The 13,510-nt window shown below is 44.9% G+C and carries 15 protein-coding genes; 10 read left to right on the top strand and 5 right to left on the bottom strand.

Annotated elements, in window-relative coordinates; translation table 11 throughout:
- Nucleotides 1-141 precede the first annotated feature (141 nt).
- The 4 genes from V1L52_RS07415 to V1L52_RS07400 all read left to right on the top strand — a co-directional run bounded on the left by V1L52_RS07415 (nucleotide 142) and on the right by V1L52_RS07400 (nucleotide 2,891).
- Complete coding sequence (locus tag V1L52_RS07415) at nucleotides 142-729, top strand: TetR/AcrR family transcriptional regulator (protein WP_428768376.1); 588 nt, start codon at nucleotides 142-144, stop codon at nucleotides 727-729.
- 29 nt (nucleotides 730-758) lie between these two features.
- The gene (locus V1L52_RS07410; RefSeq protein WP_428768374.1) at nucleotides 759-1,499 is read left to right on the top strand and encodes an EFR1 family ferrodoxin; all 741 of its coding nucleotides are present in this window, start codon (nucleotides 759-761) and stop codon (nucleotides 1,497-1,499) included.
- Nucleotides 1,500-1,602: 103 nt separating this feature from the next.
- Nucleotides 1,603-2,355 (top strand): class I SAM-dependent methyltransferase, encoded by a 753-nt coding sequence (locus V1L52_RS07405; RefSeq protein ID WP_428768372.1) that lies wholly within the window; start codon nucleotides 1,603-1,605, stop codon nucleotides 2,353-2,355.
- 86 nt (nucleotides 2,356-2,441) lie between these two features.
- Nucleotides 2,442-2,891 carry a GNAT family N-acetyltransferase gene (locus tag V1L52_RS07400; protein ID WP_428768370.1) on the top strand — a complete coding sequence of 150 codons (450 nt, stop codon included), beginning with the start codon at nucleotides 2,442-2,444 and terminating at the stop codon, nucleotides 2,889-2,891.
- 70 nt (nucleotides 2,892-2,961) lie between these two features.
- Here V1L52_RS07400 and secA read toward each other — a convergent pair whose 3' ends face one another.
- On the bottom strand, nucleotides 2,962-5,742 hold the full coding sequence (gene secA, locus V1L52_RS07395) for a preprotein translocase subunit SecA (protein WP_428768368.1): 2,781 nt from the start codon (nucleotides 5,740-5,742) through the stop codon (nucleotides 2,962-2,964).
- Between the two features lie 55 nt (nucleotides 5,743-5,797).
- Between secA and V1L52_RS07390 the strand changes: the two genes are divergently transcribed.
- The 5 genes from V1L52_RS07390 to V1L52_RS07370 all read left to right on the top strand — a co-directional run bounded on the left by V1L52_RS07390 (nucleotide 5,798) and on the right by V1L52_RS07370 (nucleotide 9,410).
- Nucleotides 5,798-7,102, top strand: coding sequence for an LIC_12708 family protein (locus V1L52_RS07390; RefSeq protein WP_428768366.1), 1,305 nt, complete (start codon nucleotides 5,798-5,800; stop codon nucleotides 7,100-7,102).
- A 19-nt stretch (nucleotides 7,103-7,121) separates the two neighbouring features.
- A complete protein-coding gene (locus tag V1L52_RS07385; protein WP_428768364.1) occupies nucleotides 7,122-7,679 on the top strand; it encodes a hypothetical protein in 558 nt (185 codons plus the stop codon).
- A gap of 23 nt (nucleotides 7,680-7,702) precedes the next feature.
- Nucleotides 7,703-8,119, top strand: coding sequence for a hypothetical protein (locus V1L52_RS07380; protein WP_428768363.1), 417 nt, complete (start codon nucleotides 7,703-7,705; stop codon nucleotides 8,117-8,119).
- Nucleotides 8,120-8,187: 68 nt separating this feature from the next.
- Nucleotides 8,188-8,499 (top strand): hypothetical protein, encoded by a 312-nt coding sequence (locus V1L52_RS07375; RefSeq protein WP_428768361.1) that lies wholly within the window; start codon nucleotides 8,188-8,190, stop codon nucleotides 8,497-8,499.
- The gene (locus tag V1L52_RS07370) at nucleotides 8,499-9,410 is read left to right on the top strand and encodes a PfkB family carbohydrate kinase (protein ID WP_428768360.1); all 912 of its coding nucleotides are present in this window, start codon (nucleotides 8,499-8,501) and stop codon (nucleotides 9,408-9,410) included. The genes V1L52_RS07375 and V1L52_RS07370 overlap by 1 nt, the downstream gene beginning before the upstream one ends.
- On the opposite strand, the gene V1L52_RS07365 is transcribed toward V1L52_RS07370, so the two are convergent.
- The 3 genes from V1L52_RS07365 to hisS form a co-directional block, all read right to left on the bottom strand.
- A complete protein-coding gene (locus tag V1L52_RS07365; protein ID WP_428768358.1) occupies nucleotides 9,407-9,682 on the bottom strand; it encodes a type II toxin-antitoxin system YafQ family toxin in 276 nt (91 codons plus the stop codon). The genes V1L52_RS07370 and V1L52_RS07365 overlap by 4 nt on opposite strands.
- The gene (locus tag V1L52_RS07360) at nucleotides 9,679-9,954 is read right to left on the bottom strand and encodes a type II toxin-antitoxin system RelB/DinJ family antitoxin (RefSeq protein WP_428768356.1); all 276 of its coding nucleotides are present in this window, start codon (nucleotides 9,952-9,954) and stop codon (nucleotides 9,679-9,681) included. Before V1L52_RS07360 ends, V1L52_RS07365 begins: the two co-directional genes overlap by 4 nt.
- A 285-nt stretch (nucleotides 9,955-10,239) precedes the next feature.
- Nucleotides 10,240-11,574: a histidine--tRNA ligase gene (hisS, locus tag V1L52_RS07355; protein WP_428768354.1), complete on the bottom strand. Its 1,335-nt coding sequence runs from the start codon at nucleotides 11,572-11,574 to the stop codon at nucleotides 10,240-10,242.
- A gap of 36 nt (nucleotides 11,575-11,610) precedes the next feature.
- On the opposite strand from hisS, the gene V1L52_RS07350 reads away from it, so the two are divergent.
- Nucleotides 11,611-12,405 carry a type III pantothenate kinase gene (locus V1L52_RS07350; protein ID WP_428768353.1) on the top strand — a complete coding sequence of 265 codons (795 nt, stop codon included), beginning with the start codon at nucleotides 11,611-11,613 and terminating at the stop codon, nucleotides 12,403-12,405.
- Here V1L52_RS07350 and V1L52_RS07345 read toward each other — a convergent pair.
- Nucleotides 12,385-13,497, bottom strand: coding sequence for an N-acetylneuraminate synthase family protein (locus V1L52_RS07345; RefSeq protein WP_428768351.1), 1,113 nt, complete (start codon nucleotides 13,495-13,497; stop codon nucleotides 12,385-12,387). The genes V1L52_RS07350 and V1L52_RS07345 overlap by 21 nt on opposite strands.
- Nucleotides 13,498-13,510: the final 13 nt, after the last annotated feature.

The raw sequence follows: 13,510 nt of genomic DNA, 5'->3' as shown, positions 1-13,510 counted from the left end.
GCGGAAAGATGTGCTTGCTAAGTACAAAAAATGAATATTTTACTTATAGCTGATATACTTGTTCCAATGCTTGACTCAAATAAATCTTTGTGTTAAATTATGAATGAATAATAAAAAATATTCATTCATAAGAAGGCGAGTATGGATAAAAAAGAAGAACTTTTAGCAAGCGCGCATGCCGTTTTTGCAAAAAAAGGGTATAAGGAAACAAATATTTCCGATATTACAAAATCCATTCATATTGCAACAGGTTCGTTTTATAAATATTATGCTTCCAAAGAAGATATATTTTTGGAAGTGTATAAACGTGAAAATATACGAGTCAGACAAGCGGTCATTGAGCAAGTCGATTGGCAGGAGCCGATCGAAATAGTTGTTGAATCCTTGTTCTCCGTAACTTCAAAACATTTGTTCGGAAATAAAATAATGGCGGAATGGAGCAATCCTAAAATCTCAAAGGTTTTGCATGAATATTATTTTTCGGAACAAGGAAAAAGGGATAATCAATTTCATCAATTTTTAACGGCTGTGCTCGATAAAAAAATAAAAGAATTAAAAATTAACCGTCGATTGGCTTCTCAATTAAAGAGAGTATATGAGTTTTTATACTATATCGATTGTCATATAACGGATTCGGATTTTGAAGGCTGCAGCGAGGTAATCAGGATTCTTACGCTCTATTTTATAAAGGGTGTGGTGTCCGAAGCCTCCGTTCCATCAGATTTTTAAAAAGCAAAACATAATTACGGAGCATTCATATGATTTTATACTACAGTTCAACCGGCAACTCAAAACACATTGCCGATAGGCTGGGTAATTTTTTAAACAGTAAGCCTGTCGATATGTGTTCGATAAAAGAAAAGACAATTAATGTAGCCCACGAAGATTTATATATTGTTACATTTAATTGTTTTTGGGGGTTGTCCGAAAAAGTAAAATCTTTTATCGAACAAACCGAATTTAAAAATATAAAAAAACTTCTCTTTATTTTAACATGCGGCGGTATTTTAGGCGGGGCGGACAGACAGGTAGAAGAAATCTGTGCCGAAAAATCATTGCCGAAACCGACAATTTATGAATTAAGAATGGTAACAAATTATTCAATATTGCACGGTATTCCCAATATAGATGCACAAAAACGAAAATTGAAAAAAGCGGACATCGGCTTGGAAAAGATCATGCAGGGAAAAAAGAAGGCTTATCACAGTCCTTTTATAATGAAGCTGTTGCAGCCCTATATTCACCGCAGTTACAAAGCGTATCAAAGTACAAAACCGTTTTATGTTTTGGATTCCTGTATTTCATGCTCGCAATGCGAAAAAAATTGTCCCGCCTCTGCAATAAAAATGGTAAACGGAAAGCCGCAATGGATAAAACCTCAATGCGACAATTGTTTAAAATGCCTGCACCTTTGCCCGAAAGAAGCAATTAACTACGGCAAAACCACTGTAAAAAGGCTCAGGTATTTTTATAAAAACCCGAAAAATGCTATGGAATAGGAAAAAAAGCCGCATACGGCAATCGACACAAGTAAAGATTCACGGTACAATAAATTCTATCAAACATACGGTTTAATAGCCGTCAAAGGCAGGCTTGATAATCATGGATAGGTATCAGGATATAAACAAGGCGAGTATAGACAGATGGATTGAAGCGGGATGGGAATGGGGAAAGCCGATTTCACATGAAGTGTACGAAAATGCAAAAAAAGGCAAGTGGAATGTCTTGCTTACACCGACCCGTACCGTCCCTCACGAGTGGTTCGGTGATTTAAAAGGTAAAAAAGTTTTAGGACTTGCTTCGGGCGGCGGACAGCAAATGCCAATATTTCAAGCCGTGGGCGCCGAGTGTACGGTACTCGATTATTCATCGAAACAAATTGAATCGGAACTGTTTGTTGCCGACAGGGAAAAATATGAAATTCGGGCTGTACAAGGTGATATGACGCAGTGCCTTCCCTTTGACGATGAAACCTTTGACATTATTTTTCATCCGGTTTCAAATTGTTATATCAAAGATGTGTATCATGTTTTTAATGAAGCTTATAGGGTTTTGAAAAAAGGCGGGATGTTGCTGTCAGGTTTGAATAATGAAATAAATTACATCGTAGACAACGACGAAAAAGAAATTATATGGAAAATGCCGTTTGACCCTTTGCAAAATAAAAAAGCAAAACAATACTTGATAGAAAATGATTACGGCTTGCAATTTTCCCATACTCTTGAAGAACAAATCGGCGGACAATTAAAAGCGGGATTTACTTTAATCGATTTGTATGAGGATACAAACGGCAGCGGCAGGCTTCATGAATTAAATATTAAAACCTATATTGCCGCCAAAGCCGTAAAACGATAGATAATCGGAAGTTCGAAAGAACAGTATCAGAACTTAAGCTTATTCATTTGGGGTAAAATCTTTAACAGCCATAAGATAATTTATATATGAAAATAAGAGAAATTATAGAAAATAAAAAACAATTTTTATCACTTTTGTTATTGGCGGACGAGCAGGAAGATATGATAGATAAATATCTTTCTGCCGGCACAATGTATGTTTTGGAAGATAACGGAGTTAAGGCGGAATGTGTTGTCATCGATGCGGGGAATAAAATTCTTGAAATTAAAAATATTGCCGTTCGGCCGGATTGTCAGAGAAAAGGATACGGCAAAGCCTTAATTGATTGTATCGCTGCAAAGTACAAAGGTACATATTCGGTGCTGCAAGTCGGAACGGGTGACAGCCCTTTAACCGTTCCCTTTTATGAAAAATGCGGCTTTGTCCGTTCGCATATCATTAAAAATTTCTTTGTGGATAACTATCACCGGCCGATTTATGAAAACGGCATTCAACTGGCGGATATGATTTATTTAAGAAGAAATTTATCCCCGTAGTTTTTTCTAAAAAGTAACCGACTTTTTAGAAAAAACCGTTAGCGTCCGCAGCATGCGGCAATGCAGCGTCCTATCGTCCGCAGCAATGCTTATATTTCTTCCCCGAACCGCAGGGGCAGGGATCGTTGCGGCCTACTTTCGGCGTTGTGCGCACTACCGTCACGTTTTCGCCCTGACGTTTTGACGCAAAGGGGGAGGCTGCGGCGGCGGAGCGTGCGGCTCCTGCATCGAAGGCGGCCATCGCGTTGTGCTGGGCGTTCATTTGCATAGTGCGCGCCTTTCGCTGCATATCTTCACCCCGGTCGTTCGTTATCTTCACTTTAAAGACGCGCGAGGCGATTTCGGTGCGGATACTGTCGAGCATTTCGTCGAAGATGTTAAAGCCGTCGATTTTATATTCGGTTAAGGGGTTTTTAGAGCTGTAAGTGCGAAGGTATACCGCTTCGCGTAAGCCCTCAAGGGCTTCGAGGTGGTCAAGCCATTTGCGGTCTATAGCCTGTACGTATTGATAGCGGATAAACATATTCAGGTTTTCTTTTCCCGCCAAAAGTTCTTTTTCGCTTAAATCGTTTTCAAGTGCGCTCATAATACCGCTTACAAGCTTGTCTTGTACGGCATCCGCTTTATGTTCCGCCTGTGCGCTGTGCAGCAAGTCCTGAGAAAGCGGGAGGGCAAAGCTTTGCTTTAATTCGGAAGCAAGCTCGCTTGCAGCTCCTTCGGCGTTTTTGCGCGCCGCTGCGGCGTACTCTTCGGCAAATTCTTCAAGGGTTTCGCGGGCGGTCAGTAAAATGCGCTGTTTTAAATCCTCGTCGGTTAAAATGGCGTCGCGCTGATCGTATATAAAGCGACGCTGTTCGTTTAAAACGTCATCGTAATCGAGCAAGTGCTTACGGATTTCAAAGTTACGCTCTTCAACCTTGCGCTGCGCTTTTTCGATTCCCTTGGTAAGCCAGGGGTGATAAATCGGCTCTCCCGGTTCCATACCGATACGCGACATAAGGGATTTCATCTTTTCGCCGCCGAAAAGCCGCATTAAATCATCGTCCATCGAAATGTAGAATTTACTGCGTCCCGGATCTCCTTGACGGCCGGAGCGCCCTCGAAGCTGGTTGTCTATACGGCGGCTTTCATGACGCTCGGTACCGATAACGTAGAGGCCGCCGGCCTGCTTTACTTCTTCATAATCGGTAAGCCATTTTTCTTTTTCGATTTTATACGCGCTTTCATACTGCTCTTGGCTCGCTTCGGTTCCGGCACGTTTTTTTGCCCTGAATTCGGGGTTGCCGCCGAGCTTAATATCGGTACCGCGGCCTGCCATATTGGTTGCAATCGTAACCGCCCCCTTGGCCCCCGCTTCGGCAATAATCAAAGCTTCGCGCGCGTGGTTTTTTGCGTTCAATACCTCGTGGCGGATTCCCTTTTTGGTAAGCAGGGCGCTTAAATGTTCCGACTTTTCAATCGAAACCGTACCGACCAAAACCGGCTGTCCTTTTTTATGGGCCTCGGTGATTTCGGCGCAAATGGCTTCCCACTTGTCATGCTCGTTCAAATAGACCTCGTCGTTTTCGTCGATACGGGCAACGGGCTTGTTTGTCGGAATAACCGTTACGTCCAAATTGTATATTTTACTGAATTCGACCGCTTCGGTATCGGCCGTTCCGGTCATGCCCGACAATTTGTCGTACATACGGAAAAAATTCTGAAACGTGATTGTCGCTAAAGTGCGGTTGCGCTGGGCGATTCTGATATGCTCTTTCGCCTCGATAGCCTGATGTAAACCTTCACCGTAGCGCCGCCCCTCCAAAATACGGCCGGTAAATTCGTCTACGATTTGTACTTGCTTGTCTTTTACGACATAATCGACATCGATTTTATAGAGGGTGTGGGCGCGCACGGCTTGTGTAAAGTAGTGGATGTATTCAAAGTTTTCTTCATCAAAAACCGAGCCGCGGATTAAATTGTGTTTTTGTAAAATCGCTTCGATTTTAAGCATACCCGCGTCGGTAAAGGATACGCGCCGGCTTTTTTCATCGAGCGTATAATCTCCGATAACCTCTTCGCCCTGTACTTCGTCCGGGTATAAACCGGTTTCCGGATTTTTTTGTACTTCTTCAAGCTGACCGACGTATTTATCGACTTCGAAAAATTTAACCGTGTCGTCTTCGCCCTGTCCCGAAATAATAAGGGGGGTACGCGCTTCGTCGATTAAGATGGAGTCGATTTCGTCAACGATACCGAAGGCAAAGCCGCGCTGTACCTTTTCGGAAGGACTTAACTGCATATTGTCGCGCAAATAATCGAAGCCCAACTCGTTGTTTGTGCCGTAGGTAATGTCGCAATTGTAAGCGGCTTTGCGCGCCGCGTTATCCATATTCGATACGATTGAGCCGACCGTAACGCCTAAGTATTCGTAGACGGGACGCATCCAGTCCGCGTCGCGCTGAGCAAGGTAATCGTTTACGGTTACAACGTGAACGCCCTTTCCGGCTAAACTGTTTAAATAGGCTGCGGCGACGCACATAAGGGTTTTACCTTCGCCCGTTTTCATTTCTACGATACGGCCGGAGTGAAGCACTATTGACCCCATAACCTGCACGTCGTAGGCCCTCTCTCCCAGCACACGCTTTGCCGCTTCGCGGGCGAGGGCAAAGGCTTCGGGTAAAATATCGTCAAGGCTTTCGCCGTTTTTAAGCCGTTCTTTAAAAAGGGTTGTTTGTTTTAAAAATCCTTCTTTGTCAAGGGCGCTTGCCCATGCTTCTTTTTCGTTGACCTTTGCAACGATAGGCATCAGGGCTTTTACATCTCGTTCCTGTTTGGAACCGAAAAAGAATGTCATTATTGCGTCAATCATACCTTATAATGTACCGCTTATTGACATATTTGGGCAAGCACTTTATGCTGTGTTTATGCTTCAAAAAGGAAAAAAATCCCGTGCGGGACTGATATGTGCGCGCCTTTGTGCCGCCCCGCCGCTGTCTTATATGTATCCGCTTGTGCTGCTTGTAATTCTGCTTCCGTTTTTTTCCTGCGGCGGAAACAAGCCGATTTCAGCCTTAAAAAAGCAGGATTTGTTTGATTTACAGTACGGCAATTTTGAAAACGAATTAAAGCTCTTTAATCTGCGGGAGAGCGCTCCCGTCAATACACGCCTGATTATGCATGACGGTTTTTTTTACCTTGCCAACGGCGAAGCGGGAAAAATCATGCAATTGACTTCTTACGGCGATTTAACAGGCATCCTGTACAATCAGGATAAAAATCCCGTTCCGTCCTTCGTGGATTTAAGCGGTAATAAATCTCAGTCCGCATTGGAATATCAGGGAGGTATTTCGACACAAAAGGCCGTTGTCTATCCCTTTAACGAAATAGGCCCCCTTGCAGTCGATTCTCAAAAGCGCTTATATGCGGCCGATATATTGCCGCGAGACCGCTATGTGTATGACGAAAAAACAAAGACTTTATTGCGTGCCGCGGTTTTACGTTTTAATGCCGACGGTTCTTTTATCGATTATTTGGGACAGGAAGGTCCGGGAGGGACTCCCTTTCCGTATATAAAAAATATCTATACGACAAAGCAAAACGAACCGGTTGTTGTCTGTTTATCCGAAAACGGATTTATCGTATTTTGGTTTTCCCGTGACGGGTATTTACGCTATAAGGTACCCATTTCAATGCAATCTCTTCCCGGCTATGAAGCTTCTCTTGCGGATAATGTCTTTGTCAGCTTTGACCATGTGGTTCCCGACTACAATGCTCCCGTTTTATACTTAAAGCTGGATTATTTCCCGGCCGAAATAGATAATTCGACTCGCGTACAATCCGGTATGAATTTCGACCAAACCCTTGTCTTCCCCTATAATCTGGAAACCGAACGGTATGAGGAGCCCGTCGCCGTTCCCGATTTTGAGCAGGCGGTAAGCCGCGGCTATACAAAAGAGGTTTTTCCCATGGGCTACGACTTTTTGGGTTTAACCGAATCCGGATGGTTTTTCTTTATAACGGCGGATGAGAGCGGTTTTTCAATTTTGATACTCAGACAAAACGGACAAAAAATAATCCGCCGTCATTTGGAAGTCGATTTGGAAAATACGGTCTATCACCATTTTTCTCTTTCACCTTCTGGAATTATTTCGGCATTGCTTGCAAAAGAAGATTCGGCTTCGGTTGTGTGGTGGCGTACCGATACGCTTATAGATACAATCATAAGATAATGTGTGCGGACAAGACGGTATGAAAGAAAAAGAAAAAGAAAATCCGCGCAGCATTCCCGAAGAAGAGCTTAATTTTCACTATGACAGAAGCGGCCGTTTAAAACGGGCACCCGAAAGCGTCAGGCAATTTTATGACGGAACCGCACCCAAGCCTCCTAAGGGTTTGTTTAAAGCTCTGGTGCATACAAGCCACGGAAAGTTTATGCTCGGTGCGGTAGTTCTTTCTCTCCTTGTTGTGCTCGTTGTGTTGTTTTTCGCGGAGCGCTCGAATTTTAAGGCGGCAGCCGGAATTACCTTTACGCTTTCAGCCTTTTCTTTTGAGGATTCGGTCTATGTGAGCTTAAAAGCGGATAAGTCCGGAACTTGGGAAGGAGAGCCCTTACATGCGGATATCCGCTTTTCCGCTTTTGAGGCGGGAAATGCGGTGCTTGCCGAACGGAAAAATGTGCTTATTTATGACGGAAAAGAGCAATTTTGCAGGACAATATTTACGGATTATGATATAATGTCCGTACATGCTGAAATACGCGTCGGCGGCGAAACCGTCATGCTGCGTACACGGGTTGAACAAAAGTAGGTGCCGCCCGGATAGGAGGATATATGTTACAGTTTTATTTATTATCGGTGCTTTTTAATGCCGCTTCCGGATTAATTCTTGTCTTTGCCGAAAGCGATCCCCGCGATGCTGCCGAAACGGGTGCTGCCGGTTTATCGTTTTTTGAAACGAAAAATTTCCGCCTTGTTGCCGGTATTTTAACCGCAGTAACGGGTATTATGAAGCTTTTAAGCGTTGTACAGGGAGACCTTCCCGTTTTGGGTGATTTGATTCCCGCCTTGGCCGGTATCATAGGCGGTGCCTGTCTTTTGTATGAGTATTACAAGGGCGCATCGTCTGTACCCGTTTCTCTTCCGGGTGTTTTGGAGAATATTTTTGTTGCCGGACGTAAATATGTGGGTGTGTTTTGTATCGCCGCCGCCGCCCTTCACTTTATTTTTCCGCGCGTACTTTTTTTGTAAAACGGTTTATTGTGAATATAAAAACATTTTCCGCTCTTTTTTTGCTTTGCCTTTGTTTTTCATCTTGTTTGAAGCAAAAAGATGAGCCCTTAATAGATATTTCGGCGGCCGAAGCCATTGTTCCCGGAGAACGTTGGGCTCTCATTATCGAACCTTACGCCGCTTACCGCATAAAACCTTCATCTTTCGCATCGGTAAGCGCTCACGGCCGGCAGGGGGATATAGAAAAGGTCAGCGGAACCTTTATAGATATTGACGATGTCCATGCGGTGCAAGGCTCTCTATGGTATCGTTTTTCTTCGGGCTGGCTTCCGGAAAAAACGGTGCGAATATATTCAAATAAATTAAAAGCGGAATTTGCTGCGGGAAAGATGCAATAATGAAACAGGTTTTGGTTATAGGTTCTACCGTTGTTGATGTTATCATTCATATTGATGAACTTCCGCGCAGGTCGGAAGATGTACACGTAATCGATCAAATGTTGCAGCTGGGCGGCTGTGCCTACAATGTCGCCTCGGCAATACGGAAGGCGGGCGTGCCCTATACTCTGTGTTCTCCTGTCGGAACGGGTGCTTACGGCGATTTTGTACGTAAAGCCCTCAAGGAAAACGGCATCCCGATTTTTACCGATGTGGAAGATAAGGATAACGGATGCTGCTATTGTTTTATCGATAAAACGGGAGAACGCACCTTTATGTCCTGGCACGGGGCCGAATACGTTTTTAATCCCGATTGGATGGACAAGGGAGATGTCTTGTCCGCAGACAGTATCTATATTTGCGGTCTTGAAGTTGAAGAACCGACAGGAGATGCTTTGGTACGCTGGCTTGAAGATACCTTTGAGCAATGTTCCCATACCGATGATTCGGGGGCCCGCTCTTTTGAAAAAACTTTGTATTTTGCCCCGGGGCCGCGTCTGTGCCGCATTCCCTTGGAGCGTATGGAGCGTCTTTTTGCCCTTAATCCCTTTTTACACTTAAACGAAGAAGAAGCCCTTTCCTTTACCGGAGCCCGGGATATAGAACATGCGGCCCACAATTTGGCGGGGGCAACCAAAAATACGGTGGTGATTACACTCGGAAAAAACGGCGTTTACTGCCTTGAAGACGGTATCGACGGCTATACCGTTCCTTCCGCTCCCGTATGCGTGCGCAATACAAACGGGGCGGGGGATGCGCATATGGGTACCCTCATAGCCTCTTTGAAAAAAGGGAACAGTCTTAAAGAAGCCCTTAAAGAGGCTAACGAAGCCGCCGCCGCCCTTGTCTGCGGGTTTACAGGCGATTGTTAGAATAAATCGCTGTGAGTACCCGTGCGGGTAAGATATAAAATAAGTTCTGTTTTATTGATTTCATAGATTAAAAGCCAATCGGGTGTTATGTGACATTCCCTACAGTTGCTCATATTTCCGCTAAGCTGATGGTCTTTGTATTGTTTTGGGAGAGGCTGTCCTTCCGCAAGTATCTTTATAACCGTTTTGAGCAGTTCAAGATTATAACCTCGGCGTTGAGCCTTCTTGAGGTCTTTTTGAAACCGCCCGGTCGGTTTCAATGTATATTTCATGCAAGCAATTCCTCGACCATCATGTCTACATCGGTATAACTCCGATATGACTGCGGCTCTTTTTTCATCAGTTCAACTTCCCGCATTGCTTCAAGTGTTTCGCGATTCGGTATGGGGTTTCCGACCCTGAACGGAATTGCCTGTTCGCGGACGGCTTGCCGTAAAAAAACGGTAACCGCAGTTTCCATGTCCATTCCGAGGTCGGAAAAAAGACGGAGGGCGTTTTCTTTTAATTCCGTATCGATTTTGATGGTTGTAGTTTGAAGCGGCATACATCCTCCTTTTTCTTAACTTATTATCACTGGTTTGTATGCACGTTGTCAACCCTGTCGAGTTTTTGTGTGCAGTTCCGAATATATTTTTTTGATGTCGTATTCCGTACTTGCCGGAATGACAATTGCGCGCAGAGGACTCGTGTAAATCAACAGGACGGTTTTGCGCAGTTTTAATTTGTATACAGTATCTTCGGTGTGAAAAAAAACGCTGAAAGGGTTGCGATAAGGTGCTTTTGCCCGATTTTAAAGGTAATCGATTGTTCCATGCGGATTGCCTATTCCTTAGTGTTTTAATTCTTTTGTACCGTTTTTATGTTTTGCAATAATCTCGGCCGCTTTTTGCGCGCTAATGTTTTCGTATAGTGTGCGTGTTTTAAGGTGTTTAAGCGTTAAAAGGTTTTCGGCAGCTTGAGCCTTATCGATAAGGATACCGAAGGGAACGGCTTTTTTTTCGGCGGCCGTATACTGCTGATTCATTTTTTTTGATTCCGGGAATACTTCTACCGTCAAGTCCGCATTGCGCAGTGTAAAGGCCGTTTTTTGATATACGGACATTAAGCTTTCATCGGTGCAAAAGATTTCGGCGTCCAAAAAGCCTTCCGCTTCGGCCGCGGGGGAAAGTTCGTCAAGGGCGGCGATTAAGCGGTCCAAACCTATTGAAGCTCCCACACCGCTTATTTGTTCCTTCATATACAAGCCGGTTAAATTGTCGTAGCGGCCGCCTGAGCACACCGAGCCGATTGACGGAAGGTCATTTAAAAAAGTTTCATATACCAAGCCCGTATAATAATCCAAACCGCGCGTAATTGAAGGATCGAGCACAACAAGGTTTTCCATACCGCTTTCTTTTATAAAAGAGCGAATCTCTTTTAAACGCTTTATGCCTTCGCCGCCTTCTTCTCCCGTATATTTTTCCATCAGGGCAAGGGTTGCATCAAAGCTGCCGGCGCCTGAAATATACGCTGACACCGCTTCGGTTTTTTCCGCGTCGCCCGTTATTTCGTTTAAAATTTCCAGTACCTTATCCTTGCCGATTTTTGCCGATTTATCGACCGTCCGCAAAATATCTTCGCTTTTTTCGCTTAAAGCGAGTTTTGACAAAAATACGTTAAAGAGGCCGCGGTGGTTTATGCGTATGGTAATGTTTTTTACGTCTATCGAAAAAAGAGCCTGCCTTATAAGAGAAAGTATTTCAAAGTCGGAGGCTGCACTGTCCGAGCCTACAATGTCGAAATCGCATTGCACGAATTCGCGGTAGCGTCCTGCCTGCGGCTTTTCGCCGCGCCATACCTTGGCTATGTGGTATCTTTTAAAGGGAAAATACAATTCGTCCTTGTGTTCGGCTATAAAACGTGCAAAGGGCACCGTTAAGTCGAAACGCAGGGCAACATCGCGCCCGCCGTTGTCGGTAAAGCGGAATACCTGTTTTTCGGTTTCGCCCTCGCTTTTGCGCAGTAAAATCTCCGAGTATTCCAATGCGGGCGTATCTATGGGAACAAAGCCGTATGAGCGGAAAGAGGCGGTTAATTTTTCGGTTAAAAGCGCCCGTTTAATTTCGGCTTGGGGTAAAAAATCTCTAAAGCCTTTGAGTATTTTCGGTTGTATAAGTGCAGTCATATCGTTTATAATAGCCGTAACGGGAGAAAATTGCAATTGCTTTTAGCTTTGGATATAGGAAATACGAATACGGTTGCCGCCCTCTTTGATGATGAGCGTATTGTGTTTAAGCGGCGCATTTACAGCGATACCAAGCGTACCGCCGACGAATACACGTCGGTTATGCGCTCTTTATTCCGCGATGCGGGTGTTTCGGTTTCGGATGTGGAGTCTGCCGTGTTAAGTTCGGTCGTTCCCCTTCTTATCGGGCCCTTTATAAGCGTCGTCGTCAATTTGACGGGGAAAAAACCCCTCATTGTCGCGCCGCCCATCTTTGATAAATTGCCGATAAAGATTCCGGAAACGGCGGTTCATCAAATCGGAAGCGACATCGTATGCAATGCGGTTGAAGCCTACGCGCGCTTGCGCTGCCCCTGCATTGTAATCGACTTCGGTACGGCGCTTACTTTTACGGCGATAAGTGCGGACGGCTCTGTTCAAGGCGTTGCCATCGCCCCCGGCTTGGGAACGGCGGTGCGCTCCTTGTTCAATAATACCGCCCAGCTTCCCTCGGTGCCGCTCGAATCTCCGCCGGATGCATTGGGTACGAATACGATTCATTCGATACAAGCCGGTATCGTTCTCGGTTACAAGGGCTTAACCGAATCGCTTACCGAGCGCATAAAGTCGGACCTGTGTGCAAAAACCGGCTGTAAAGCCGAAGATATACGAGTTATCGCAACGGGCGGCTTAAACAGCGTTATAAAGCCCATTACCGATGTCTTGGAAAGCGTGGATAAGGATTTAACCTTAAAGGGGCTTTACCGCATTTCAAAGTGCTGCGCCGGCTAAGTCTTCCCATTGCAAGCCGGAACCCGCTTTTATATCCCGGGCAAGCTTTCGTCCTATAACCGCTTCGTAATATTCGGGCGAAATACCGACCGACAATTCTTTTTCGGTTCGCAATACCCCTATATCCTGTTCCCGTACCGTATCGCCTTTTTTCATGCCCTGCATAAAATGTATTGAACGGTTTGTGCGCCCGTAATTCGCCTTTTCCGACGGAGCAAGCTCCTTTACACCGTTTCCGATAACTTTTTTGCACAATTCCTCCCCGAATTCTTTATATGCTTCTTCGAGGGCTTTTTCAATCGGCATTTTTTCATAGCGGCGTACCGATTGTACCATGTCCGAAAATAAATCGGGATCAAGGGCGACCGGATCGTCGAGGCCGCCGGTTTTGCGCGACAGGGTAATGTGTTTTTCTATAAGACGTCCGCCCGATGCAACCGATAAAACCGGAACAATGCACGGGTCTAAAGAATGATCGCTTACTCCCGAGTCTATGCCGAATTCCTTTGTGTACAGATTTATAAGTGAAAGATTGTATTCTTCGGGCGGGGCGGGGTAGCTTGTAATGCAATGAAGGAGAAAAAGCTTTTTAAGCGGTTTTAAAACCTCAAGGGCTTTTTTTATATCGCTCATTTGAGACACCCCGCTTGAAAGTACCAGAGGAATCCGCCCGGTTTCAGGTAAAGCCGATTCAAGCGTACACAGTTTTTTCAGCATGGGAAAATGATTCAATTCGGGAGAAGCGATTTTTATATAATCGGGTTTTAAGGCAAACAGTTCTTCCGCCGAGCGTATGCCGAAGGGGGAACACATAAAGCTTTTTCCCAATGAGCGTACATAGTCGCGCATCGTTTCAAAAAAGGACGGCGGCATTTCAAGCTCTTTGAAGCGGTCATACAGCCTTATTTTTCCGCCGGGAAGATTGACATAACCCGTGTTCGGGTGCAAAATCTCGTCGGCGTATACCCACTGGAATTTTATGCAATCGGCCCCCGCTTGGGCGGCGGCATCGGCTAAACGTTTTGCCTTATCAATAGAACCGCCGTGGGACGTTCCTATTTCGGCAATTATGAGTACCCTTGTGTCGTTCATATCCTTATTTTCG

Origin of the sequence: Treponema sp. HNW, from assembly GCF_050320395.1 — a bacterium.
In the GTDB taxonomy this organism is placed as follows: Bacteria; Spirochaetota; Spirochaetia; order Treponematales; family Treponemataceae; genus Treponema_C.
Note: the sequence above shows the minus strand (reverse complement) of the source record. Positions and strands in the feature narration are given on the sequence as shown.

Excerpts from the sequence above, each read along its gene's own strand:
- V1L52_RS07415 (WP_428768376.1), top strand. The coding sequence starts at position 142 with ATGGATAAAAAAGAAGAACTTTTAGCAAGCGCGCATGCCGTTTTTGCA.
- V1L52_RS07410 (WP_428768374.1), top strand. The coding sequence starts at position 759 with ATGATTTTATACTACAGTTCAACCGGCAACTCAAAACACATTGCCGAT.
- V1L52_RS07405 (WP_428768372.1), top strand. The coding sequence starts at position 1,603 with ATGGATAGGTATCAGGATATAAACAAGGCGAGTATAGACAGATGGATT.
- V1L52_RS07400 (WP_428768370.1), top strand. The coding sequence starts at position 2,442 with ATGAAAATAAGAGAAATTATAGAAAATAAAAAACAATTTTTATCACTT.
- secA (WP_428768368.1), bottom strand. The coding sequence starts at position 5,742 with ATGATTGACGCAATAATGACATTCTTTTTCGGTTCCAAACAGGAACGA.
- V1L52_RS07390 (WP_428768366.1), top strand. The coding sequence starts at position 5,798 with ATGCTTCAAAAAGGAAAAAAATCCCGTGCGGGACTGATATGTGCGCGC.
- V1L52_RS07385 (WP_428768364.1), top strand. The coding sequence starts at position 7,122 with ATGAAAGAAAAAGAAAAAGAAAATCCGCGCAGCATTCCCGAAGAAGAG.
- V1L52_RS07380 (WP_428768363.1), top strand. The coding sequence starts at position 7,703 with ATGTTACAGTTTTATTTATTATCGGTGCTTTTTAATGCCGCTTCCGGA.
- V1L52_RS07370 (WP_428768360.1), top strand. The coding sequence starts at position 8,499 with ATGAAACAGGTTTTGGTTATAGGTTCTACCGTTGTTGATGTTATCATT.
- V1L52_RS07365 (WP_428768358.1), bottom strand. The coding sequence starts at position 9,682 with ATGAAATATACATTGAAACCGACCGGGCGGTTTCAAAAAGACCTCAAG.
- V1L52_RS07360 (WP_428768356.1), bottom strand. The coding sequence starts at position 9,954 with ATGCCGCTTCAAACTACAACCATCAAAATCGATACGGAATTAAAAGAA.
- hisS (WP_428768354.1), bottom strand. The coding sequence starts at position 11,574 with ATGACTGCACTTATACAACCGAAAATACTCAAAGGCTTTAGAGATTTT.
- V1L52_RS07345 (WP_428768351.1), bottom strand. The coding sequence starts at position 13,497 with ATGAACGACACAAGGGTACTCATAATTGCCGAAATAGGAACGTCCCAC.